The 25,034-nt window shown below is 45.2% G+C and carries 22 protein-coding genes; 17 read left to right on the top strand and 5 right to left on the bottom strand.

Features of this window, described 5'->3' with window-relative positions; genetic code table 11:
- Positions 1 to 99 precede the first annotated feature (99 nt).
- The 3 genes from RHO15_04480 to RHO15_04490 all read left to right on the top strand — a co-directional run bounded on the left by RHO15_04480 (position 100) and on the right by RHO15_04490 (position 3,385).
- Positions 100 to 1,311 (top strand): aldose 1-epimerase family protein, encoded by a 1,212-nt coding sequence (locus tag RHO15_04480; GenBank protein WVD64775.1) that lies wholly within the window; start codon positions 100 to 102, stop codon positions 1,309 to 1,311.
- Positions 1,312 to 1,573: 262 nt separating this feature from the next.
- The gene (gene rlmF, locus RHO15_04485; GenBank protein WVD64776.1) at positions 1,574 to 2,605 is read left to right on the top strand and encodes a 23S rRNA (adenine(1618)-N(6))-methyltransferase RlmF; all 1,032 of its coding nucleotides are present in this window, start codon (positions 1,574 to 1,576) and stop codon (positions 2,603 to 2,605) included.
- Positions 2,606 to 2,947: 342 nt separating this feature from the next.
- Positions 2,948 to 3,385 carry a hypothetical protein gene (locus RHO15_04490; GenBank protein ID WVD64777.1) on the top strand — a complete coding sequence of 146 codons (438 nt, stop codon included), beginning with the start codon at positions 2,948 to 2,950 and terminating at the stop codon, positions 3,383 to 3,385.
- An 83-nt stretch (positions 3,386 to 3,468) separates the two neighbouring features.
- On the opposite strand, the gene mutS is transcribed toward RHO15_04490, so the two are convergent.
- Positions 3,469 to 6,027: a DNA mismatch repair protein MutS gene (gene mutS, locus RHO15_04495; GenBank protein WVD64778.1), complete on the bottom strand. Its 2,559-nt coding sequence runs from the start codon at positions 6,025 to 6,027 to the stop codon at positions 3,469 to 3,471.
- Between the two features lie 495 nt (positions 6,028 to 6,522).
- Between mutS and RHO15_04500 the strand changes: the two genes are divergently transcribed.
- From RHO15_04500 to RHO15_04510, 3 genes are all read left to right on the top strand, one after another.
- A complete protein-coding gene (locus RHO15_04500) occupies positions 6,523 to 7,620 on the top strand; it encodes a mechanosensitive ion channel family protein (GenBank protein ID WVD64779.1) in 1,098 nt (365 codons plus the stop codon).
- Positions 7,621 to 8,172: 552 nt separating this feature from the next.
- Positions 8,173 to 8,712: a DUF2058 domain-containing protein gene (locus tag RHO15_04505; GenBank protein ID WVD64970.1), complete on the top strand. Its 540-nt coding sequence runs from the start codon at positions 8,173 to 8,175 to the stop codon at positions 8,710 to 8,712.
- Between the two features lie 225 nt (positions 8,713 to 8,937).
- The gene (locus RHO15_04510; GenBank protein WVD64780.1) at positions 8,938 to 9,693 is read left to right on the top strand and encodes an ankyrin repeat domain-containing protein; all 756 of its coding nucleotides are present in this window, start codon (positions 8,938 to 8,940) and stop codon (positions 9,691 to 9,693) included.
- A 273-nt stretch (positions 9,694 to 9,966) separates the two neighbouring features.
- Here the strand turns inward: RHO15_04510 and RHO15_04515 are convergent, their stop codons facing one another.
- Complete coding sequence (locus RHO15_04515) at positions 9,967 to 10,431, bottom strand: hypothetical protein (protein WVD64781.1); 465 nt, start codon at positions 10,429 to 10,431, stop codon at positions 9,967 to 9,969.
- 121 nt (positions 10,432 to 10,552) lie between these two features.
- Here RHO15_04515 and RHO15_04520 point away from each other — a divergent pair, with 121 nt between their 5' ends.
- The 4 genes from RHO15_04520 (at position 10,553) to RHO15_04535 (ending at position 14,247) form a co-directional block, all read left to right on the top strand.
- Entirely contained in the window at positions 10,553 to 10,723 is a 171-nt protein-coding gene (locus tag RHO15_04520) for a hypothetical protein (GenBank protein ID WVD64782.1), read from the top strand.
- A gap of 386 nt (positions 10,724 to 11,109) precedes the next feature.
- On the top strand, positions 11,110 to 11,904 hold the full coding sequence (mazG, locus tag RHO15_04525) for a nucleoside triphosphate pyrophosphohydrolase (protein ID WVD64783.1): 795 nt from the start codon (positions 11,110 to 11,112) through the stop codon (positions 11,902 to 11,904).
- Positions 11,905 to 12,093: 189 nt separating this feature from the next.
- Positions 12,094 to 12,534 (top strand): hypothetical protein, encoded by a 441-nt coding sequence (locus RHO15_04530; protein ID WVD64784.1) that lies wholly within the window; start codon positions 12,094 to 12,096, stop codon positions 12,532 to 12,534.
- Positions 12,535 to 12,600: 66 nt separating this feature from the next.
- Positions 12,601 to 14,247 carry a DUF2813 domain-containing protein gene (locus tag RHO15_04535; GenBank protein ID WVD64785.1) on the top strand — a complete coding sequence of 549 codons (1,647 nt, stop codon included), beginning with the start codon at positions 12,601 to 12,603 and terminating at the stop codon, positions 14,245 to 14,247.
- Between the two features lie 18 nt (positions 14,248 to 14,265).
- Here RHO15_04535 and RHO15_04540 read toward each other — a convergent pair whose 3' ends face one another.
- Positions 14,266 to 14,439 (bottom strand): hypothetical protein, encoded by a 174-nt coding sequence (locus tag RHO15_04540; protein ID WVD64786.1) that lies wholly within the window; start codon positions 14,437 to 14,439, stop codon positions 14,266 to 14,268.
- A 101-nt stretch (positions 14,440 to 14,540) separates the two neighbouring features.
- Between RHO15_04540 and pyrG the strand changes: the two genes are divergently transcribed.
- From pyrG to RHO15_04570, 6 genes are all read left to right on the top strand, one after another.
- Positions 14,541 to 16,175, top strand: a complete 1,635-nt coding sequence (gene pyrG / locus RHO15_04545; GenBank protein WVD64787.1) for a CTP synthase (glutamine hydrolyzing) — start codon at positions 14,541 to 14,543, stop codon at positions 16,173 to 16,175.
- 52 nt (positions 16,176 to 16,227) lie between these two features.
- The gene (gene eno, locus RHO15_04550; GenBank protein WVD64788.1) at positions 16,228 to 17,532 is read left to right on the top strand and encodes a phosphopyruvate hydratase; all 1,305 of its coding nucleotides are present in this window, start codon (positions 16,228 to 16,230) and stop codon (positions 17,530 to 17,532) included.
- Positions 17,533 to 17,882: 350 nt separating this feature from the next.
- Positions 17,883 to 20,456, top strand: coding sequence for an ATP-dependent chaperone ClpB (gene clpB, locus RHO15_04555; GenBank protein ID WVD64789.1), 2,574 nt, complete (start codon positions 17,883 to 17,885; stop codon positions 20,454 to 20,456).
- A 239-nt stretch (positions 20,457 to 20,695) separates the two neighbouring features.
- Positions 20,696 to 21,472, top strand: coding sequence for a transporter substrate-binding domain-containing protein (locus RHO15_04560; GenBank protein WVD64971.1), 777 nt, complete (start codon positions 20,696 to 20,698; stop codon positions 21,470 to 21,472).
- A 62-nt stretch (positions 21,473 to 21,534) separates the two neighbouring features.
- Positions 21,535 to 22,221 (top strand): histidine ABC transporter permease HisQ, encoded by a 687-nt coding sequence (gene hisQ, locus RHO15_04565; protein ID WVD64790.1) that lies wholly within the window; start codon positions 21,535 to 21,537, stop codon positions 22,219 to 22,221.
- Entirely contained in the window at positions 22,218 to 22,934 is a 717-nt protein-coding gene (locus RHO15_04570) for an ABC transporter permease (protein WVD64791.1), read from the top strand. The genes hisQ and RHO15_04570 overlap by 4 nt, the downstream gene beginning before the upstream one ends.
- Before the next feature lie 108 nt (positions 22,935 to 23,042).
- Here the strand turns inward: RHO15_04570 and ttcA are convergent, their stop codons facing one another.
- Positions 23,043 to 23,936 (bottom strand): tRNA 2-thiocytidine(32) synthetase TtcA, encoded by an 894-nt coding sequence (ttcA, locus tag RHO15_04575; protein WVD64792.1) that lies wholly within the window; start codon positions 23,934 to 23,936, stop codon positions 23,043 to 23,045.
- A 130-nt stretch (positions 23,937 to 24,066) separates the two neighbouring features.
- Positions 24,067 to 24,639, bottom strand: coding sequence for an elongation factor P-like protein YeiP (yeiP, locus tag RHO15_04580; GenBank protein ID WVD64793.1), 573 nt, complete (start codon positions 24,637 to 24,639; stop codon positions 24,067 to 24,069).
- 110 nt (positions 24,640 to 24,749) lie between these two features.
- Between yeiP and RHO15_04585 the strand changes: the two genes are divergently transcribed.
- A complete protein-coding gene (locus RHO15_04585; GenBank protein ID WVD64794.1) occupies positions 24,750 to 25,004 on the top strand; it encodes a YkgJ family cysteine cluster protein in 255 nt (84 codons plus the stop codon).
- Positions 25,005 to 25,034: the final 30 nt, after the last annotated feature.

Genomic DNA, 25,034 nt, shown 5'->3' on the forward strand with positions numbered 1-25,034 from the left:
AAATGACACGCTAGGTCACAATGTTTTCACCCTCAGTTTAGCGTGGTTTATTGACCAACTGATTGAGTTTATTGACTATTTTAACGGGAGCAAAGGCAGATGAAGAGAACACTTTTGGCTGTTGGCGTGATAGTGAGCCTAATTTCGGGGAGTAGTATGGCAAAAGAGTTTGTGCTAATCGATCAAGCAAAAGGCATGACGGCAGGCAACTGGCAGGTGACCGAGCGTGATCTAGCCGTGTCGGACAATCTCACCTTTTCAGTGAAAAATCAGATACTTCACGGGGGTAAGCAAGAAGGCAGTCAGCGGATCACTATTCGTAGTGGTGACTTCGCGATTAACTTAAGTCCGACTCGCGGTATGGGAATTTTATCGGTGGTGGGTAATGGAGTGCGTCTGGGTTGGGATTCGCCGGTCGATGAGGTGGTCAATCCGGCTTTTATCAATTTAGATAGCCGCGGTGGATTAGGCTGGTTAGAGGGGTTTAATGAGATGATGGTGCGCTGCGGCTTTGAGTGGACTGGCCATCCGGTGATAGCCGATGGCACGATCTATTCACTGCATGGTCGCGCCGGTAATACGCCGGTTTCCCAGTTGATTGTCGACATTGAGGATCAGCCACCGTATACCATTACCGTCAAAGGATTAATCAAAGAGAACACCTTTAAGAAGGGCCATTTAGAAACCTGGGCATCATTAAGTTATGTGCCGGGCACAAACTCGTTTACGGTGCATGATATATTGACCAACCGTGGCGACTATCCGCGTGATTATCAGATTATCTATCACAGCAATTTTGGTCCGCCGCTCTTAGAGCAGGATGCGCAATTTATCGCGCCAGTCAAAGCGATCTCGCCGTTTAATGATTATGCGAAACAGGGCCTCGACAGCTGGCAAAGCTATCTCGGTCCAACCAACGGCTTTGATGAGATGGTGTTTAATATCTATCCCTATGCGGATGCGCAAGGTCAAACCCAGGTAATGCTGACCAATAAAGCCGGTGATAAAGGGGCGGGCATTGCCTTTAATATCAATCAGTTGCCGGTGTTATCACTCTGGAAGAATACCGACACCCTCAAGCAGGGCTATGTGACCGGGCTTGAACCGGGCACCAGTTTTGCTTACCCGGTCACGATTGAGAGAGAACAGTCACGAGTACGTCAACTGGCACCCGGCCAAAGCACGGCATTTACGCTGACTTATAGCCTGCTGGCGGACAAAACCGCTGTCGATCGCTATCAAGCGCAGATTCGGGCCATTCAGGGCGATCGTCAGACTGAGGTGATCGCGCAGCCGCTGGCCGAGGAGTAACCGTGCGTAATCCGCTGATCCTCATGGTGTAAGCAGCGCCATGAGGGTGCTAAGACTCATAGATATGAGTTTGGGTAATCTCATATAACTGGATTTTTGGCGTGTTTTGAGTGCGTTTGAACAGGCCGCTCAGCGTGGTGTTAATCAGAGGATGCCTCTTCTAACCTGTTGAAAATCAATCGACTGACGGAATATTTTTCGCTTTATCGCCAAAAATCACTATAATACCCACATCGTTTATAATGACAGTGATTAGGATATGATGAGCCGCGAAGCGATTGCGCCAGACACCCGTTTAAATACCCTTGTAGCGACTGATTCGACCGCGCCAGCTACACGCCATCCGATGAAAGCAGAGTTACACCCACGTAATCGCCATCGGCAGGGCTATGACTTTTTGCAGCTGGCCCAGACCTTACCTGATCTGGCGCCCTATATCCGCCAGAATCAGTACGGTAACCTTTCGGTTGATTTTGCTGATCCACGGGTGGTCAAGCTACTGAATAAAGCCCTGTTGTTACAGTTTTATCAGCTAAGCTATTGGGATATCCCGGATAACTATTTATGCCCACCGGTGCCGGGGCGAGTCGATTATATTCACTATCTGGCTGATCTGCTTGCCGACGATAATCACGGTCAGCTGCTACGCTGTAAAGGTGTGCGGGTGCTGGATATTGGGGTGGGAGCGAATGCGATTTACCCGATTGTCGGCCACGCTGAATATGGCTGGTCATTTGTCGGTAGTGATATCAATCCGCAGGCCATTAACGTGGCTAATGTGATTGCAAAGAGCAATCCAGCACTGAAATCTGCCTTACAGTGCCGGTTACAAACTGATAGTGCGGCAATATTTCACACGATCATTAAACCCAAGGACTATTTCACGTTCACACTGTGTAATCCGCCGTTTTATACCTCGGCACAAGAGGCCGATGCCAGTAATCATAAAAAGGTCAGCAATTTAACCGCATCGCAACCGCAAAAGTCGCCAGTGCGTAATTTTGCCGGTCAGCAGAGTGAACTGTGGTGCCCAGGCGGCGAGCGTGCTTTTATTAGCCAAATGATCATTGAAAGTCAGGATTATGCACAGCAGTGTCTATGGTTTAGTTCGCTGGTAGCCAAAAAGGATTCACTCACGCTGCTGATGAAAACCTTGCAAAAGGTCAATCCCGCCGAAGTGAAAGTGATTGAGATGGCACAAGGGCAAAAAATCAGCCGCTTTATCGCCTGGACCTTTATCCCGCAGGCGCAGCGTCACGCTTTTTTAGTTAAGCATCGGATGGTGATGGTTTAACTGTAAATTATATGACTATTTATGATATATCACCAAGGCATATTCCCAAACCTTGGTTCTTATTTTCCCAATTGAATCCAACGAATCCCATTTATCGTATTTTTGTGTTTGTCCGATGTTTTGCCTAAAGCAAGCATTCGTCTTGTGCAGGCTATAACTCATACTAGTGGCATGGCCAATTAAAGACCAATATATGATATTTTAATAGATATATTTAGTTGAATCTTCTAGTATTATCGCGCTTTATTGTAACTAATAAGTAAAATAATAAAAACTTTATCACAAGGAACGATGAATGAAAAAAATGCTTAGTCTGGCGTTTATTGCATTGGCTTTATCTGGATGCATGGCGACCAATCTTATTTCAGGCAAGATGTAGAGCGTCAGGCTGAGGCCAATGATGCCACCATTGCATTCTCTTCTGATTACCAGACTGAAACGATATTTTGGATAAATACTGATTCTCCGGTTGCCCAGCGTTCATGTGCCCATACCGATAAAATCGGTTATTTGTCTTACGACCCTGGCTTTTTGTCATTCGCTAAACCCGTCACAACACTTGAAACATCGGTGCCTAGTGGTGAAGAGATCGTAATAACCGGTTCAGGAACCGAGGGTAATACCTCGTGTGGTCAACTCGATAAAGCATTTACACCTGAAAAAAATAAAAATTATCTGATTCATTTTGAAAAAGCCGGTAATTACTGTCGTATGAATATTACTGAAAAAGAGAGCGGTGCAGAAGTCGCTTCTCGTCGAGTCACAACTTGTTCTAATTAATTTAGTCATATCAGCGAAGTTGCTGCAAGATTGGCAAGAAAAAGGCACCGTCAGGTGCCTTTTTTTATGCGTTTCAAACCAGCTTATAGCAGTTTTTTCAATTGATAGAGGGTTTCCAGTGCCTGCTTGGGCGTCAAGCTATCCGGATCGATGGTTTGTAAAGCCAGTTCCACTTCAGCTGGTTCCGGTTCGGCCATCAGCGACAGTTGTGAACTCTCGACATGGCTGCCGGCCGACTGTTTCGACAGCAGCTCTAACTCTTTCAGTTTCTGTTTAGCCCGTTTAAGGGTGGAAGCCGGCACACCAGCCAGACCGGCGACGGCAATGCCATAACTTTTACTGGCGGCGCCCTCTTGCACAGTGTGCATAAAGGCGATAGTGCTGCCATGTTCTACCGCATTCAGATGAACGTTATAGACACCGCTCATCTGCTCGGGCAGCTGGGTCAGTTCAAAGTAGTGGGTAGCAAACAGCGTCATGGCTTTAATCTGATGAATCAGATTTTCGGCGCAGGCCCAGGCTAATGACAGGCCATCATAGGTTGAGGTGCCGCGGCCGACTTCATCCATCAAGACTAAACTTTTGTCGGTGGCATTATTAAGAATATTGGCCGTTTCAGTCATTTCGACCATAAAGGTGGAGCGGCCAGAAGCCAAATCATCAGAGGCGCCGATACGGGTAAAGATACGATCAACCGGCCCGATAGTGGCCGCGCTGGCCGGCACAAAACTACCGATATAGGCCAATAGCACAATCAGCGCAGTTTGCCGCATATAGGTACTTTTACCGCCCATATTCGGTCCGGTAATGATCAGCATACGCCGGTCGGGTGACAGTGTCAGTGGATTGGTGATAAACGGCTCGGATAACACCTGTTCAACTACCGGATGACGGCCGGCCTCAATCTCGATCCCCATCTTATCGGTTAAGCGCGGGCAGGTATAATTGAGGCAGTCAGCCCGCTCGGCCAGATTGGTGAGGACATCGAGTTCGGCAATCGCTGCAGCACTCTGTTGCATCTCGGCCAAGGTCGGTAGCAGCAGGTCAAACAGCTGATCATAGAGTGATTTTTCCAGCGCCAGCGCTTTGCCTTTTGAGCTCAGCACCTTATCTTCATACTCTTTCAGCTCGGGAATAATATAGCGCTCGGCATTTTTTAAGGTCTGCCGGCGGGTATAGTGAATCGGCACTAAATGACTCTGCCCGCGGCTAACCTGAATATAGTAACCATGGATAGCGTTATAACCGATCTTTAAGGTTTCGATACCGAGCTGGCTGCGCTCTCTGACTTCCAGTTGATCGAGATATTGACTGGCGCCTTCAGCCAGTAAACGCAGCTCATCGAGCTCGGCATGATAACCGGGCGCAATCACGCCGCCATCACGAATTAACACCGGTGGTGCGTCAATAATCGCCCGCGACAACAGATCACTGATCGTATCAAATTGATTGATCGCCGCTTTTAGCTGAGTTAAGTGTGGCGTGTCGAGTGTGGCCAGCATGGCTTGTAACTGCGGTAACGTCTTATAGGCATCACGTAGCCGGGCAAAGTCCCGCGGTCGTGCCGTTCTCAGGGCCAGACGGGCCAGGATCCGCTCAATATCGCCAATCTGGCGCAGCAGTGGCTGTATATTTGCCACTGATAACTGCAGGTCATTAATCGCTTGCTGACGCAGGCCTAAAATTGTTCGATTACAGATCGGCATATGCAGCCAGCGTTTAAGCATGCGGCTGCCCATGGCGGTTTTGGTTTTATCTAAAATGGCGGCCAGGGTGTTGTCGCTGCCGCCGCTGAGGTTTTCGGTGATCTCCAAATTGCGGCGGGTTGCGGCATCGAGCACCACACAGTCGGCTAATGAGGATTTTATTAAGCTACGGATATGCGGCAGGGCGGTGCGCTGGGTATCTTTAACATACTGCAGCAGGCAGCCGGCGGCGCAGAGAGCTTTAACCTCTTTCTCTACACCAAAGCCGATGAGATCGCGGGTACCAAACTGCAGATTAAGCTGCTGACGCGCGGTATCTAGCTCAAATTCCCACACCGGTCGGCGACGCAGGCCATGGCGATGCTCAATCAGTGACATAGCGCTAAAGGTTTCGATATAGAGCAGTTCAACTGGATTGGTTCTTTGTAGCTCGGCCTGCATCGCCTCTTCAGACTGACACTCAAACACATGGAAACGGCCCGAGCTGATATCCAAGGTGGCATAGCCAAAGCCGCTGTTATCCTGATAGATGGCGGCCAGTAAATTATCCTGTTTCTCTTGCAGCAGTGACTCATCACTCACCGTACCGGGCGTGACAATCCGCACCACCTGACGTTCAACCGGTCCTTTGCTGGTAGCGGGGTCGCCAATCTGCTCACAAATGGCCACCGACTCGCCTAAACTGATCAATTTAGCCAGATAGTTCTCCACCGCATGGTAGGGCACGCCGGCCATCGGAATCGGCTCACCCGCTGAGGCGCCGCGTTTAGTCAGCGAAATCTCCAGCAGCTGTGAGGCCTTTTTGGCATCCTCATAAAACAGCTCATAAAAATCGCCCATCCGGTAAAATAGTAAGATATCCGGATGCGCCGCTTTGAGCCGCAAATATTGCTGCATCATGGGGGTGTGGCTGGTTAAATTTTCATTTTCATTCATGGCAGTGATTCTATACCGGGTTGAAGTTTCTCATTATTCACAGGTCGCGACAGCACTGAAGTGGAGCTGCAGCGTACCTATTTTTTACTGGTGGCTATCATAAAATAAAGCCGGTTAACTTGCTATCATTTAAAGTGTCACATTATGATATATGCCTGATTATAGCCGAATTATCGATAGGATGGAGAGATTATTTATCCGGTTAATAACACGGGATAATAGGATACGTTTTCATTTTGGAAAAGGAGTTGTTGAAGCAGTTGATGAGCGATGCTGATAGTGTAATACAGTAAACTCATGAGCAACGTTTGATGACGAAAATAGCGCCTCTCAGCCCGATCGACTAACCGACAATTATTCAGCTAAACTGTCAGTCTGAATATCTCACAGATTAGCATCAAGATTTTGATTAATTGATAGTAATTTACACAAGTATTCGCTTTTTGTTATCATGTTTTTTAACTTAGCAAGGTATTTTAATAGCGAGGTATTTTAATGAATTGGATAGAATCTTTTAAAAACATCATTGAGGGACACGTTTTCTGGTTAGTCCCATTATTATTAGTGATTTCACTTGTCGTCATCAGTAAGTTATTAAGTTGTCTGTTAAATTTTTTTGAAAAAAAAGGTGATTTTGCCACAAATGGCTGGCGAATTGCGATACTGAATGCGACTAAAGTCCCGTTAATTATGACCGTTTGGTTGGTAGGTATCATTATTGCTGTTCGTCATTACTTCCCTTCCGAAAATGAATATAGCGCACTTTACAAAATCATTTCGCCAACACAAAAAATAGTATTCATTGTTTTACTCAGCTGGTTTCTATTTCGTCTCATTCATAACGTTCAGTCTTATTATCTTAACCAGGCCGATAGCCAAGAGACAAATATCGATCGAACCGCTGTAGATGCCATCAGCAAAATTACAACAGTGATTGTTTTTCTAATTATGGTGCTAGGTATCATTCAAGCATTAGGTATTTCGATCACCGGATTACTGGCATTTGGTGGGGCGGCAGGGATTGCTGTTGGTTTCGCTGCACAAAATCTGGTATCTAATCTTTTTGGTGGCTTAACGGTGTTTGCCAGCCGGATCTTTAAAATAAATGATGATATTATTATCAAAGATGCAGATTTATCTGGTAAGGTTATTCATATTGGCTGGCGCTCAACGACGATTGAGGGCTGGGATGGTAAGCGTATCTACGTACCCAATTCAGTCTTTAATACCCATAACCTGATTAATAATTCTCGGCTTACTCATCGGACACTGTCACAAGATATCTTACTCAGCTACAGTGATTACTCAAAAATACAAGATGTCGTTGAGGAAGGGAATAAATGGTTATCGATGCGCGAAGATCTGAGTTATTTCGTTTTTCGCTTCAGTGAATTTGGCCAGACAGCCTTGAAAATCAATCTCTATGCTTGGGTGAAATCGGTCCCGGGTGGGGATTTTGTTCCCTATGGCGAATTTGCCAAGGCCCAAGAAGAAATTCTGATTGCGCTTGCTGATATTGCTCATCAGAAAGGATGCCATGTGCTGCCAATTAATCATGTATTAATTAACGAATTTTCCAATCCCAATGGTTAACATCGATAAAGTCAGGCGGGGAGAGAGCGTATATGGTGTTACAACTTAGCAACCAAATACGTTATCTGGGAAAAGATATCTTTTTTATATTTAACATTTCTGATGAATAACGCTGACTTACCGATCAGTCACCGGATATAATTACCATGGTAAGAATATGAGATATACTGGGATTTAGCTGCAAGAGTGATTAAACCTAGCTAAAATATTGAGGTGAAAATGGGGTGGGGAATGGTAATCAGGCGGTTGTTTTATCGGCGATTTATTTACAAAAAGATCACTCCTATCAAGTGGTCTGAATAAGATCAACATCAGGCCTTTATTTATCAATTTTATGGGCCTGGTAATATTATCGATACAACAACATATGCAATCGGCCACAATAAAACCGTATACCCTAGAGAATAAGTTGCAGATATCCTACGGTTACAGGTAACATACTCCACAACGTTTAAGGCTGATACGGCTATTGCTGTGCCGATGGTGTCAAGCCATCCACCAAGCCATCAGCCAGATAATTTCCGTAATGATTTAACCGATGTAGAGACCAAGATGACAAAACTCACCTTACAAGAGCAGATGCTCAAAGCGGGCTTAGTGACCAGTAAAAAAGTCGCCAAAGTGCAGCGAACGGCGAAAAAATCCCGCGTACAGGCGCGCGAGGCTCGCGCGGCGGTGGAAGAGAATAAACAAGCCCAGCTCGAACGTAATAAAGAACTCAGCGAACAGCAGAAACAAGCTGCCTTAGCTAAAGAGGCTCAGGCACAGGTCAAACAGCTGATTGAGATGAACCGTATCAGCCTGAGTAAAGGCGATATCGGTTTTAATTTTACGGATAATAAGCTGATTAAAAAAATCCTGGTGGATAAGCTGACGCAAAGCCAGCTTATCAGTGGTCGTCTGGCGATTGCCCGTTTGATGGCCGAGGGCAGTGGCACCAGTCAATATGCGATTATTCCGGCCAGCGTGGCTGATAAAATTGCCCAGCGCGACGCCCAGAGCATTGTGCTCAATAACGCATTGACTCAGGAAGCACTCGATGAAGATGATCCGTATGCTGATTTTAAAGTGCCGGATGATTTAATGTGGTAATGCCGCTGTGACCGCGCTTGTTGGATAAGCCATCGCTGGCGGTGGCTGATTGATCAACCGAGGGATTGCGTTATCTGTCGTGCTATCTTGCGATAAGAATTCAGACTATTTCAACCGAGGCGGTTTATTTATCGCCGCGTTTATGCTCTCATTCACTTCAATCATCTTTACATTGGATTGCGCTATTGGTGATATAATACCTGTCATCAATCAAGGAGCGGCGCGATGACAAATAGTATGTTAGACAAAGGTAGCTTAGATAAAAATACCTTAGAGACTAGTACTTTAGAGGCTAGTCCCGCACAGAACAGAGCTTTAGAAAATAGTCCTTCAGAAAACAGTCCCTTAAAAGATAATACCCTGACGCCGCATACCGCAAAAGAGAGCAGCTTAGCTGAAACGTTTCTCAGCGCGGCAGCGCAGGGACAGTTAACCTGCTTAAAACGTTGTCTTGAGATGGGCGTGGATATCAATGTGACCAACCGGCAAGGCCGCACGGCGATGATTAATGCCAGTTTGCATCAACATTATGACTGTGTGGCTTGGTTGATTGAGGCCGGTGCGGATGTAAATAAACAAGATCAAACCTGTTTTAATCCGTTTTTGCTGAGCTGCTTAAATAATGATTTAACCTTATTGCGGCTGGTGTTACCCGCACAACCTAATCTGGACTTGTTAACTCGTTTTGGCGGCGTTGGACTCACGCCAGCTTGTGAAAAAGGTCATATTGCGATTGTGCGTGAACTACTCGAAAAAACCGACATCAATGTTAATCATACTAACTTTGTCGGCTGGACGCCGTTACTCGAAGCGATTGTGCTGAATGATGGCGGCGAGACACAGCAACAGATCGTGCAGCTGCTGTTAAGCCATGGCGCCAATCCGCATATGACTGATAAATATGGTAAAACGCCTTTAACGCTTGCGCAAGAGAAGGGCTACCACAATATTGCTCAGTTACTGATCGCGGCGGGGGCCTAATCCAGTCAGACTGATTTGTCCAGAAGGTCAAGCGCCAAGTGTGGTATCGATTGTCAACCATCATCAGCGGCAATCATCGCTAACGGGATCGGTCACCCACTTTTTATTGCCATGCAGGCCGGTTTGGTGTCGGTCTTTATGCGGCACTAAAAGCCCAGCTGGTGAGAATATTGCGTCATTCAAATAGTTTTGCTTATCCCAGATAGCGATCTGACAGCGATCACGGCAGACTGCAATCAGCAGTGATCGTTGTCTGGGTGATATCAACACGTATCAGGCTGGCATCTCAACGATGACTGACGTCATGCGCCAGTGATTAAGCATCTCACGCAGGATCAGTAACGTTAAGGTAAATTCGCTGGTGATGGGCAACTTATCCAGGCTGGCCGGTCTGCCGTGAATAATATCGGCCAGTCGGTTAAACAGATCTTCTACTTGTTTAAGGGTGATTTCACAACTCGGTTTGGTTTCTAAACCAAGTAGCTGCGCCATCAGCTGAATCTGCGGATTATGAGTGTGTAACTGGCCCGCTGGCGGCAATTTGGCATACAGCGGCATAATCTGATCTTCAATCTGCATAATCGCCGTTTCGGTTTCCCGCGGTGAAGCCGGCAGCTGTTTTAAGGGATTACCGATAATGGTCTGGTTACCGATCGGCACATTAAGCTGCTGACCCGCAAAATAGAGGGTGGTTTGCTGCGGCTCAATGGTCAGTTCGATAGCGGTTTTCTGGGTCATACTCAATGTCGGCTTATAATGGCGTAAAGCCGATCACGTTAGCCGAAAAGCGGCTGTTTGGCAACTAAATCTTATTTGACCCACATAACCTTGGTCGGCGCAGCTAAGTTATACCGCCAGCGTGGATTTTTATCACAATGGTTTGGGCACGGTCACGGAGATAAATACCGCCGAGATTACGCTATTTACCGCGCAAATTGCGCAAATTGACGCTTATACCAGTGCCTTAATTGCCTCGGTAGATTTGGCCTTTTCCCTTGGTGAGCTCGGCCAAGCGATACCTTCATTTTAAAAGGGCATCCGACCATATCAGGGACGGGTATTCAGGCCTGTAGGTATTGAGGAATCGTATTAAGGGACTTGAATAAAGGGACTATTCTTAAGGAACTGTCATTAAGGAACTGTTATTAAAGAACCATTATTAAGGAACGAGTATTAAGAAACCAGTATTAAGAAACGGGTATTAAGGATAGTAAGAATACAATTTTTGGGTTCATGCTATGTTACGCGTGTTATCAGATAAAGGTTCGGGCAAAACCGGTCTTTGTGAGGTTGAATGAGTGATTAAAAGTCCATTCAGGCGGCCAACTCGACGGGTTAAAAAATTCGTTCAAATCAACTTTGTATTGCGGCGCGATCGCGTATAATAAATCGTTATCTACTTATCAGGAGTCAACCGTGCCAAAGCGTGATGAACAGGCCTTAAATCAGTTATTAACCGTGATGAAGCGTCTGCGTGATCCTCAGACTGGCTGTGAATGGGATCGGGTACAGACCTTTGCGTCGATTGTGCCTTATACCTTAGAAGAGACCTATGAGGTACTCGATGCGATTGCGCGTCAGGATTTCGCCGAGTTGAAAGTTGAACTGGGCGATCTGCTCTATCAAATAATATTTTATGCTGAGATGGCCGATGAGCAAGGCTTTTTCCATTTTTATGATGTTTGTCAGGCGATAACCGATAAGCTGATACGGCGACACCCGCATATCTTTGCCGGTGAAACCCTACCTGCCGATAAGCAGTGGGAGCAGCGTAAACAGCAGGAAAGAGCCGAGAAGCAGCAGTTTTCTGTACTTGATGATATTCCGCACACCTTACCGGCATTAATGCGCGCCGAAAAGATTCAAAAACGCTGTGCCAGTGTCGGGTTTGATTGGGAAACCCTAGGTCCGGTGGTGGCTAAGGTGAAAGAGGAGCTGGCGGAAGTGATGGCCGAAGTTAATCAACCGGTGGTCGATCAAGAGAAGGTCACCGAGGAGGTGGGCGATTTACTGTTTGCCGTGGTTAATTTATCTCGTCATCTGGGACAAAAAGCCGAAACGACCTTGCAACAAGCCAATCAAAAATTTGAAGCGCGTTTCAGACAGGTTGAGCAGATTATCGCCGCGCAGCAGATAACCATGCAAGATGCCTCGTTAGCGCAGATGGAAGCGGCCTGGCAGCAAGTGAAAGCTCAGGAAAAAGGTGAATAACCTGTCGATTTGCATCAGTGGCAACTGACGCTAAACGTAATGTGTTAGATTGATTTGAACGGCCAGCGTATCTGGCGGGATCAATCAATTGCCGGATGTGCGAGCAGCCAGACATGACGCTGAGGCTAAATCAGGGTAGAATAAGCCAAAATAGTATTTATAGATGATGACAAATAGGTGTTGATGATTATGGCAACGGTAAAAAATGAGTTATTTGAAGAGATTAATGCTTGGTCAAACAACGCGGTATTAAATAGTCCAGCGTGGAGTTTAAATCAGCTCGATTATAGTGAAAAAAGTGTCAGTGCTGTTGAGATTATTATCGATGAGATCTCAGCAAAACATCATGAGATTTCCGAAGAGCAGCTCGATATGTTGGCGCAAGAGTACGGCTGTTATCTGCTGATAACAGCCTGGCGCCTGTATGGGGGTGAGTTTTACTGGAATGAAGATCTGCAGCAACCGATGCTGATTGTCGGTGAACCTGAGACCTGCATTATCCTGTTAACTTGGCAAAAAGTGAAAGGTCGCCTGCTGGGTGACAAAGTCGATCATTTAGGCTATTTCTTTGAGCAGTTCTCACTCGATGCCAAAGCCACTGAGTCGGGTAAACAAGTGTTATATATGTAATTGATATCGGTGATCTGGATAGGTCATCCGCACTAAATCAAGCCATGTTTGTCGAAAAGGATTGCTATGTACTTAAAGCGTGTTGAGATTGTCGGTTTTCGGGGTATCAATCAGCTGGTATTAGATATCGATCCTAATCAGATGATGCTCACTGGCGAGAATACCTGGGGAAAATCGAGTTTACTCGGCGCGCTGTCATTACTGTCGCCTGAGCAGCTAGATTATCCGTTTACCGCCCGAGATTTTTATCAGCCAACGCCTGATCAGCCAGCGCCGGCCGAACAGGCGTTGCCGTCACAGCGGGCAACGCTGAGTTTTACCTTTGCAGAAAAACAGTCGGGGCAGTGGCAAAGTCCGATTTATCAGCTGTTTGAGCCGGTTGCTGAAGTGGCTGAAGAGGGCCTGAAACAGTTGACCTATCAAATCCTGGCGACCCGCACCTCTGCCAATGATATCGTGATGGCCTACCATTTTTTAGATCGGCAAGGTCAGGTCATGGCGACAGATGCCCAGCTAGCCGAACGTCGCCAGTATCTGGTGCGACTAAGCCCGGTGATGCGCCTAAAAAATCCTTTGCAGCATGAGATGAAAGGGGTTTCCCCGGAAATCCTCTCTGATCACTATCTGGAGTTACTCTCACATCAGCTTAAAGCAGCACAGACTAGCCTCAGTGGCGATGACGTATTTAAGGGATTACAGGTGGCGCGCGCGTTAATGTCCTATTATCTGGTTGATAGCCATCAACGCGATAAACTGAAACGGCAGGCACCGCTGGGTTACCAGCCGAGTTTAACTGACTGGAATGTACTTGATCGCTTTAATCATGCACTGGATGGTTTAGAGGACGAGTATACCCGGTTAAGTTTATTAGCGGTGTTTACTGGTTTACTGTGCTCTGAAGAGGGTCAGGCCTGGTCAGCCGCTGCGATGCCGATTTTATTGTTAGAAGAGCCGGAAAGTCAGCTGCATCCGATTATTTTGTCAGTCGCGATGCATCTGCTTGGTCACCTGCCGGTACAAAAGATTATTACCACCAACTCCAGTGACACGCTGGCGCTGGCGGAGCTGATGCAGATTTATCGCCTAAAGCGCTATCCAGACTATATTGAAGCCAAACATGTCAACGAGAAATCTCTGGGACATAGTGATGTGCGCCGGATTAAATTTCATATTCTCTATCGACGTTCGGCAGCGCTGTTTGCCCGTACCTGGTTATTGGTTGAAGGTGAGACCGAGGTGTGGATTTTACGCGAACTGGCGGAACAAGCGGGCTATTACCTGAACTCTGAAGGGGTACAGATCATTGAGTTTGCGCAGTGTGGCCTGAAACCACTGATAAAATATGCCCAGCAGATGGGCATTCACTGGCATGTGTTGACGGATGGTGATCAAGCCGGTAAAAAATATGCCGACACCGTGCGATCGCTCTGTCCGCAGGAGCGCCAGCTGGATGATTATTTAACGGTGTTGCCGGCTAAAGATATGGAAAACTTTATGTTCCGGCATGGCTTTAGCCATATCTATAAAATGATGGCCTGTGGCACCACCGCCCATATTGATATGCCGATCTCCCGTATTATTCAAAAAGCCATTCATAAATCGTCTAAACCGGATTTAGCCGTAGCCATTTGTGATGACGCCAGAGCCAGAGGACTGCAAGCTATCCCTAATCTGTTTAAGCAGATGTTTGCCCGAATTGTAAAATCTTCTTAACAGGATCTTTTAACTATCTTAATAGATAATCAAACCGCGGAAGCCGTAAAATAGCCGGATTGCGATAAGGGACACGATCTCTGGCAGTTTGTTGCGATAGATGACGATAAAAAGAACATAGAGTAACTGAAATCTGGCATAATGTGGGGCGATGTCTGCAATGGTATAACGTCGATTTAATGTAATTTTCATTGTCGCCAATTCTGCTTTCTGTTAAACTAATATCCCGTCTGATAAGTTTAAAACGAGCCCTTTTTTGGGGCATTATTCATCTCAACGTTAATCGGTTTATTATGGTCACAAATTATATTTTTGTTACAGGCGGCGTCGTTTCCTCGCTAGGTAAAGGTATTGCTGCAGCTTCATTGGCGGCAATTTTAGAAGCGCGTGGCTTAAAAGTCACCATGCTAAAACTTGATCCTTATATCAATGTGGATCCAGGCACTATGAGTCCTATTCAGCACGGCGAAGTATTTGTGACTGAAGATGGTGCTGAGACGGATCTCGATCTTGGTCATTATGAGCGTTTTATCCGCACTAAAATGACCCGCAAAAATAATTTCACTACCGGTCGCATCTATTCTGACGTGTTAAGAAAAGAGCGTCGTGGCGACTATCTGGGTGCTACCGTGCAAGTGATTCCGCATATAACCAATGCGATCAAAGATCGGGTGATCGAAGGCGCAAAAGGCTTTGATGTGGCGATTGTCGAAATCGGCGGTACGGTTGGTGATATTGAATCACTGCCATTCTTAGAAGCGATTCGTCAGTTAGCGGTGAATGTGGGCCGTGAACATACCCTATTTATGCATTTAACCCTGGTGCCTTATTTAGCCGCTTCAGGGGAAGTGAAAACTAAGCCAACGCAGCACTCGGTGAAAGAGTTGCTATCAATTGGTATCCAACCTGATATTCTGATTTGTCGTTCAGATCGCGTAGTACCGGCTAATGAACGCGCTAAAATTGCCCTATTTTGTAATGTACCGGAAAAAGCGGTTATCTCATTAAAAGATGTCGATTCTATCTATAAAATCCCAGCACTACTCAAATCACAAGGTTTAGATGACTACGTCTGTTCGCGTTTTCACTTAACTTGCCCGGAAGCTAATTTGGCAGAGTGGGAACAGGTAATTTATGAAGAAGCCAATCCGGTTGGTGAAGTCACTATTGGTATGGTCGGTAAATATATTGAATTACCGGATGCTTATAAATCAGTGAATGAAGCCTTAAAACATGGTGGCTTAAAAAATCGTATTACCGTACATATTCGTTATATTGATTCAGAAGATGTCGAAGCTCGTGGCGCAGAGTTGCTGCATGGTTTAGATGGTATCTTAATCCCTGGTGGTTTTGGTTACCGTGGCGTGGAAGGCAAGATTTTAGCGGCGCGTTATGCCCGTGAACAGAAAATTCCTTATTTAGGCATCTGCTTAGGGATGCAAGTTGCCTTAATTGAGTTTGCCCGTAATGTGGCTGGTTTGGCGCAGGCTAATTCGACTGAGTTTGTCAAAGATACGCCGATGCCCGTCGTCGGTCTGATTACTGAGTGGAGCGATGAAGCCGGCAATGTTGAACACCGTTCAGAGACCAGTGACTTAGGTGGTACTATGCGTTTAGGCGGCCAAATCTGTCATTTAGAACCGAATACACGCGTTCGCGATATGTATCAGAAAGAGTCGATTGTTGAGCGCCATCGTCACCGTTATGAAGTGAATAACAATCTGTTGCCAAAAATTGTGGCAGCTGGTTTGAAGGTAACCGGTTTATCGACTGATAGAAAACTAGTTGAAATAATTGAAAATCCTGATCATCCTTGGTTTGTTGCGTGTCAGTTCCACCCGGAATTTACCTCAACACCACGTGACGGACATCCGTTATTTACCAGCTTTATTAAAGCAGCAAAAGAGTATGGTCAGCACAAAGACTAACAGCAGAATTATTTTTTAATTTTTTACTATGTCATAATAGAGGAAAGTACACATGGCAAAAATCGTTAAAGTATTAGGTCGCGAAGTGATCGATTCACGCGGTAACCCAACTGTTGAAGCAGAAGTTCATTTAGAAGGTGGTTATGTTGGTTTAGCTATCGTTCCATCTGGGGCATCGACTGGTTCACGTGAAGCATTAGAACTTCGTGATGGTGATAAATCACGTTTCTTAGGTAAAGGTGTATTAAAAGCGGTTGCCAATGTTAATGGTCCAATTGCCAAAGCATTAATCGGTAAAGATGCAACGAATCAAGCAGATATCGATCAGATCATGTTAGATCTTGATGGTACTGACTTTAAATCTAACTTAGGTGCAAACTCAATTCTTGCGGTTTCTTTAGCGAATGCAAAAGCGGCAGCTGCATCAAAAGGCATTCCTCTTTACAAACATATCTCTGAACTGAACAACACGCCAGAAACTTACTCTATGCCATTACCCATGATGAATATCATCAATGGTGGTGAACATGCGGATAATAATATCGATCTGCAAGAGTTTATGATTCAACCTGTCGGTGCGAAAAATCTAAAAGAAGCATTACGTATGGGCGCAGAAATTTTCCATAACTTAGCTAAAGTACTTCATAGCAAAGGGATGAGCACGTCTGTTGGTGATGAAGGTGGTTTTGCCCCTAACTTAAAATCAAATGCTGATGCTTTAGCGTGTATTAAAGAAGCGGTCACTAACGCGGGTTATGTATTAGGTAAAGATGTCGTCCTTGCGCTTGACTGTGCTGCGTCAGAATTCTATAACAAAGAAACCGGTAAATATGAACTGAAAGGTGAAGGCCGTTCATTCACTTCTCAAGAGTTCGCACACTACTTAGAGCAGCTGACTAAAGATTATCCAATCGTGTCTATTGAAGATGGTTTAGACGAAAGCGATTGGGAAGGTTGGGCGTACTTAACTAAAGTATTAGGTGATAAAGTACAATTAGTCGGTGACGATCTATTTGTAACTAATACTAAGATCTTCAAACAAGGTATCGATAAAGGTATCGCCAACTCAATCTTAATCAAATTTAACCAAATCGGTTCATTAACTGAAACGATTGCAGCGGTTAAACTCGCGAAAGATTCTGGTTATACCGCGGTTATTTCTCACCGTAGTGGTGAAACTGAAGATTCAACGATTGCTGATTTAGCGGTTGGTCTGGCAGCCGGTCAAATCAAAACGGGTTCAATGAGCCGTTCTGACCGTATGGCTAAATACAACCAATTAATCCGTATTGAAGAAGCGTTAGGCGAAGCGAAAGCGCCGTTTAATGGCTTAAAAGAAGTGAAAGGTCAGGCTTAATAATCCTGCTTACCACTGATGAAAAAATCCCGCTTAGGCGGGATTTTTTTTGCTTAAAAATCGGCGATCTGGTGCTTATCTTGTTGCATTGTTCACGCCAATTTTGATGACCTTATGCTGCGTAGCTATGTTTGGTATCACTGAGTTTTAGGCTGACTGAAGCTGTTTGGGCGGATGGGATTAAAAAGATGAAAAACAGATGCCGGCATAAAAAAATTTATGGCAAAATTACTTGAAATTAGTTTAAAAGCACAAATCTTATCACTATGCGAAGATTTAAGTCACTGAATCGAAAGTTGTTTATTCCTTTTATCACTTAATTCAATTTAACGCTTAAGGAGAGTTTTACGATGCGTTTAGATCGATTAACCAATAAATTTCAACAGGCTTTAGTGGATGCCCAGTCACTGGCATTAGGTAAAGATAATCAATATATTGAGCCTGTTCATTTGATGTCAGCACTGCTCAATCAGGAAGGCGGTAGTGTCAAACCTTTATTAGTGACCGCGGGTGTCAATGTCGCCACGCTGAGCCAGAATTTAGCCAATGAGATTGACAAGTTACCTCAGGTACAGGGAACGGGTGGTGATATTCATCCGTCCAATGAGTTTGTGCGGGTGCTGAATCTGTGTGACAAGATAGCCCAAAAAAATAGTGATAGTTATATTTCATCGGAACTGTTTGTACAGGCCGCTTTGGAAGATAACGGTAAACTGGCTGATTTAATGAAAAAAGCCGGCTTAACCCAAGAGCGATTAAACCAGGCGATTAACCAGATTAGAGGAGGCGCTAACGTGAATGACGCCAATGCTGAAGATCAGCGCGATGCACTCAAAAAATATACCATTGATTTAACCGAACGCGCGGAACAAGGTAAGCTTGATCCCGTGATTGGACGTGATGAAGAGATTCGTCGTACCATTCAGGTTTTGCAGCGCCGCACCAAAAATAATCCGGTCTTAATTGGTGAACCGGGTGTTGGTAAAACGGCGATCGTGGAAGGCTTAGCGCAGCGTATTGTCGATGGTGAGATTCCGGAAGGCTTGCGCAATAAACGCGTATTATCACTCGATATGGGGGCACTGATTGCTGGGGCTAAATATCGTGGTGAATTTGAAGAGCGTCTGAAAGCCTTGCTGAAAGATCTAGCCAAAGAAGAGGGTCGTATTATCCTGTTTATCGACGAGATTCATACAATGGTCGGCGCTGGTAAAAGCGATGGCGCGATGGATGCGGGTAATATGTTAAAACCGGCGCTGGCGCGCGGTGAACTGCACTGTGTTGGTGCGACCACCTTAGATGAGTATCGCCAATATGTCGAGAAAGATCCGGCGTTAGAGCGTCGTTTCCAGAAAGTGTATGTGGCCGAGCCAACGGTTGAAGATACCATTGCGATTTTACGGGGTCTAAAAGAGCGTTACGAGCTGCATCATCATGTACAAATTACCGATCCGGCTATCGTTGCTGCTGCCACATTATCGCACCGTTATATTTCTGATCGCATGTTACCGGATAAAGCGATTGACTTAATTGATGAAGCCGCTTCAAGTATCCGCATGCAGATGGACTCGAAACCAGAATCACTCGATCGTCTTGAACGTCGGATTATTCAGTTAAAACTGGAGCAGCAGGCGCTGAAAAAAGAGACCGATGAGGCCAGTAAGAAACGGCTTGAGATGCTGAGCGATGAGTTAAACAGCAAAGAGCAAGAGTACGCTTCACTCGAAGAGGCGTGGAAAGCTGAGAAAGCCGCAGTTTCCGGTACCCAAACCATTAAAGCCGATTTAGAGAAAGCCCGTACTGAGCTTGAACAGGCCAGACGTGCGGGTGATTTGAATAAGATGTCAGAGCTGCAGTATGGTCAGATTCCTGAGCTGGAAAAGCAGCTGGCGTTAGCGACGCAATCTGAGGGTAAAACCATGAAGTTGCTGCGTAATAAAGTGACTGAACATGAGATTGCGGAAGTGTTATCCAAAGCCACCGGTATTCCGGTTTCCCGTATGCTGGAGGGCGAAAAAGATAAGCTGCTACATATGGAAGCGAACTTACACCAGCGCGTGATTGGCCAAAATGAGGCGGTCGTTGCGGTATCCAATGCGATTCGTCGTAGTCGGGCAGGCTTATCCGATCCTAATCGACCGATTGGTTCATTTTTATTCTTAGGCCCAACTGGGGTAGGTAAAACTGAACTGTGTAAAGCACTGGCTAACTTTATGTTTGATAGCGAAGATGCGATGGTACGTATCGATATGTCTGAGTTTATGGAGAAACACTCGGTTGCTCGTCTGATTGGTGCGCCGCCAGGTTATGTTGGTTATGAAGAAGGCGGTTATCTCACGGAAGCGGTCAGACGTCGACCCTATTCGGTTATCCTGCTCGATGAGGTAGAGAAAGCGCATCCGGATGTGTTTAATATCCTGTTGCAAGTACTTGATGATGGTCGCTTAACTGACGGTCAGGGACGCACGGTTGATTTCCGCAATACGGTTGTGATTATGACCTCTAACTTAGGATCAGATTTGATTCAAGGGCGTGATGACACTAGCTATGATGAAATGAAAGCGATGGTAATGACGGTTGTAGCGAAACACTTTAGGCCTGAGTTTATTAACCGTATTGATGAGACGGTGGTGTTCCATCCACTTGGCCGTGAGAATATCAAAGCGATTGCGAAAATTCAGTTAGCTCGTCTTGAAAAACGTCTCGAAGAGCGCGGTTATAGCTTGAACATCTCTGAGGCGGCTTTAGAGCAGTTAGCGCAGGTTGGTTTTGATCCGATTTACGGCGCACGTCCATTGAAACGGGCGATACAGCAAGAGATTGAAAATCCATTAGCTCAGCAGATGCTGTCGGGTAAATTAATCCCAGGGAAGACGATACAGCTTGATTTAGTCGATGATAATATTGTCGCTACCCAAGCTTAAGCGTTAATAGAGGTAGATGAAAATCGCTGGCTAAAACCAGCGATTTTTTTTGTCTATCATATTGACATTAGCACATTTTAACGACGAATTATCAAGAATCTGCATAACATATGTGGAAAATAGCCGTAATTAACTTATAATACCGGTTACCTGTCTTATGATCTTTTATCAAACAAGCTGTTGGCTTGTTTTTTTATTCAGAGATTATTGTAAAATCAAGGATATCAATCATGAAGAGAATGATTAAACCATTTTTAGCTATCGGTCTGTTATTGGGCGTACTCAATACCACAACTGCCGTTTTACCCCAAGTGATTAAAATTGGTAGTGATACCTCTTATGCGCCTTATGAGTGGCTGGATGTTGATGGGACGGCAAAAGGCTTTGAAGTCGAGCTGACCGATGCAATGTGTCAACACCTTGGCGTTAAATGTGTTTTTGTGGCGACGGATTTTGATGGTTTAATCCCTTCATTACAATCTGAAAAAGTCGATATGTTGGTCTCAGCATTGGCGATGACTGAAAAGCGTCAACGTCAGATCGCTTTCTCTGATAAAATATTTGCCGTTGCGCCGCGTCTTATCGCGCCTAAAGGTGCTGATTTGCAGCCGACAGCGGACTCATTACGCGGTAAAAATGTTGGGGTTGAGCAAGGCACGACACAAGAGTCATACGCCAATGCCGTGTGGCGTAATCAAGGTGTGAATGTGATTGCTTATCAAAATCAACATTTGGTTTATGAAGATTTAGTGGCCGGTCGTTTGGATGCGTCATTACAAGATCAAGTCGCCGGTGAAGAGGGCTTCCTGAAGCAGGAAAAAGGCAAGGATTTTGCTTTTACCGGGCCTGCGATTAACGATACCAAATATTTTGGTGTTGGCACTGGCTTTGGTTTCCGCAAAGGCGATGATGAACTCAGAGAAGCCTTTAACCAAGCCCTGATTGCGATTCGTGCTGATGGTACGTATCAAGCGATTGCGGCGAAATATTTCGATTTTGATATTTATGGTGGCTAAGCACAGCACAGCGCTGCGTTGTGATGACTCCCCGGTTGTTTATAAAAGATTAGGCGTGTTTTATGTTTCAAGAGTATTTGCCTGCGCTACTGCAAGGGATGTTGATTACGTTACAGTTGGCTATTTGTGCCGTGGTGTTGGCGATATCAATTGGTTTGCTCGGCGCATTAGGTAAACTGTCAAAAAATCGACTGATTGCCAGCGTTTTTAAATTATATACCTCGGTGATTCGGGGTATTCCTGATCTGGTATTAATGTTGCTGGTTTTTTATGGCGTCCAGATCTGGGCGAATATGCTGACCAAGGCGCTCGGATTTGCCCATGTGGATATTGATCCGATGATCGCCGGTATTATTACCTTGGGGTTTATCTATGGGGCATACTTTACGGAAACATTCAGAGGCGCCTATTTAGCGGTGTCTAAAGGACAAATTGAAGCGGCCAAAGCATTCGGTTTTTCCGGCAGACAAACCTTTGTCTATATTTTATTTCCACAAATGATGCGCTTTGCTTTACCCGGTATTGCCAATAACTGGTTAGTGATTTTAAAAGCGACGGCGCTGGTCTCTATTTTAGGTTTACAAGATTTAATTAAAGTCACCAAATTAGCCGGCGTTGTGACACATCAGCCGCTTTACTTTGCACTAGTTGCCGGTGGTTTTTATCTGTTTTTTACCACGGTTTCTCACCTTATTTTATGGTGGATTGAGAGACATTACTCGATAGGTATGAAGAAAACCATTCTATGATTGATATTATTGACGAATACTGGCGCTCACTGCTGTGGAGTGATGGTTACAACATGACCGGTCTGGCTATGACACTTTGGTTACTGGTGAGTTCGGTAACGATGGGCGGCATTCTCGCGCTATTCTTAGCCATTGGCCGCGTCTCATCCAAACCTTGGATTCGCTTACCGATTTGGTTGTTTACCTATGTGTTCAGAGGGACGCCGCTCTATGTGCAGCTATTGGTTTTTTATTCCGGTTTTTATACGTTAGAGGTGGTGCGCGATACCGCGATGTTAAACGCCTTTTTTCGCAGTGGTCTGAATTGTGCGATACTGGCTTTTACCCTCAATACCTGTGCCTATACTACCGAGGTCTTTGCCGGGGCGATTCGTAATGTGCCGCATGGCGAGGTTGAAGCCGCCCGGGCATTCGGATTTTCTGGCTTTAAGCTCTATGCTTACATTATTTTGCCTTCAGCACTCCGTACCGCGTTACCAGCTTATAGTAATGAGATCATTTTAATGCTCCATTCCACTGCGCTAGCCTTTACCGCGACGGTGCCGGATATTTTAAAAATTGCTCGTGATATTAATGCTGATACTTATGAGACCTTCTATGCCTATGGCATTGCCGCCGCGCTATATTTAATGATTAGCAGCGTACTGATTTGGTTATTTAGAAAAGCCGAGAAAAGATGGCTGGTACAGTCTGAGTTGAAAGCGTTCTCTTAAGGTTATGATGGGCAGCGGCTGCATCATCTAGTGATAATTGATGATGTCGGTTTTATCGAGCTGAATATAATCTTAGCAGACTAGGGTAGCTGGGCTACCCTGTTTGATTTACTGCGCTTCTTTCCACAAGATCAGATCTTCATCGGCTAATTTGGCTACATCAAACTGTGGGGTTGGCATCTGTTCGCGGTCAAAGGCTAGATCGCCACCTTCAATCACGTCATCGCCAGCGCGAATCGCTTTAAAGTCGAATAACTGTGTATCGCATAAGTGGGAAGGGACGATATTTTGCGTCGCACTAAACATCGTTTCAATACGACCTGGGAACTTTTTATCCCAATCAACCAGCATCTCTTTAATCACCTGACGTTGCAAATTAGGCTGAGAGCCGCACAGATTACACGGAATAATCGGGAATTGTTTAATATCCGCATACTGGATAATATCTTTTTCTTTGCAATAGGCCAACGGACGAATAACGATATGCTCTCCGGTATCATTCATCAATTTTGGTGGCATCGCTTTCATCTTACCACCATAGAACATATTGAGAAACAGGGTTTCTAAGATATCATCGCGGTGATGGCCCAAAGCAATTTTGGTCGCCCCAATTTCGGTTGCGGTGCGGTATAAAATACCGCGGCGTAAACGTGAACAGAGCGAACAAGTGGTTTTACCGGCTGGAATTTTCTCCTTCACAATCCCATAGGTATTTTCTTGCACAATTTTATATTCAACGCCTAGTTGCTTAAGATAGTTCGGTAAAACATCAGCCGGAAAGCCCGGTTGTTTTTGGTCAAGATTGACCGCAATCAGGTCAAAATGAACCGGTGCGCTCAGCTTTAAATTCAGCAGAATATCGAGCAGGGTATAACTATCTTTACCGCCCGACAGACAAACCATCACCCGATCGCCTTCTTCAATCATATTGAAATCAGCAATGGCCTGACCGACTTGACGACGTAAGCGTTTGTGTAGCTTATTTTGATTATATTGATTCAATTTTATAATCCATTGATTTTACAGATTAAATTTAAATAAATAGTTATTTATATAAATTTGCCAATGACTTGCTCACATCATGTCGATGTGAGCTTTGATATATGTACATATTAACTATTGTAGCGATCGATTACTCTGCGCGACTCATATAGCGTCTTTCCGCGACATGAATTTTCAGTCTCTCTTCATTATTGATATATTCCGGCACCTGCACCACTAAACCGGTTGAGAGTGTGGCAGGTTTGGTACGCGCACTGGCTGAAGCCCCTTTAATGCCGGGCGCCGTTTCAATAATTTGTAGTTCAACGGTTTGCGGTAACTCTAATGCAATGAGCTGATCATCAACCATGACCACCGACATACCCGGAATGCCCCCTTCAGGAATAAACAGTAGTTCGTCTTCAATTTGATCTTTTTTAAAGATATACGGGGTAAAGTCTTCATCATCCATGAAATTATACTCATCACCATCTACATAAGAGAGGCTGACAGGGCGACGGGTTAATTGTACGGTCTCTAAAATATCATCACCTTTAAACCGTTCTTCAACTTTCATACCGGTTTTGACATCATTAAAACGCATTTTATACAGCGTACTGGCGCCACGTGCACTAGGACTTTGCACTTCAACATCTTTAACAACTAATAATTTACCATTATAATTTAACGCATCACCGCGTTTGACTTCATTTGCTTTTGCCATAATTTTGTCTTCTTGTACAATATACAGTTAATTGGATACACGATTTTCGTGAGTTATTTTAACCTTAACTGATTATTGTCTCCATCACTATTTTTGGACATAAAGAAAAAATGGAATGTCGAGCAAAATGTGGCGCCTGTTGTATTGCGCCGTCTATCTCCAGCGCAATGCCTGAAATGCCGGCCGGAAAGCCGGCCAATCTTGCCTGTCCGCACTTGGATAGTGATTACCGCTGCCGGATTTTTCATGATCCCGCCAGACCTGCGGTCTGTGGTCAATTACAGCCGAATGCGGAGATGTGTGGCGATAACCGGCAACAAGCACTATGCTTTTTAGCCAAACTCGAAAAAGAAACCGCACCTTAGGCTAAAATAAAGCTTTTATCCTCGTGATAT

The organism is Orbaceae bacterium lpD01 (genome assembly GCA_036251705.1).
Lineage (GTDB): Bacteria > Pseudomonadota > Gammaproteobacteria > Enterobacterales > Orbaceae > Utexia > Utexia brackfieldae.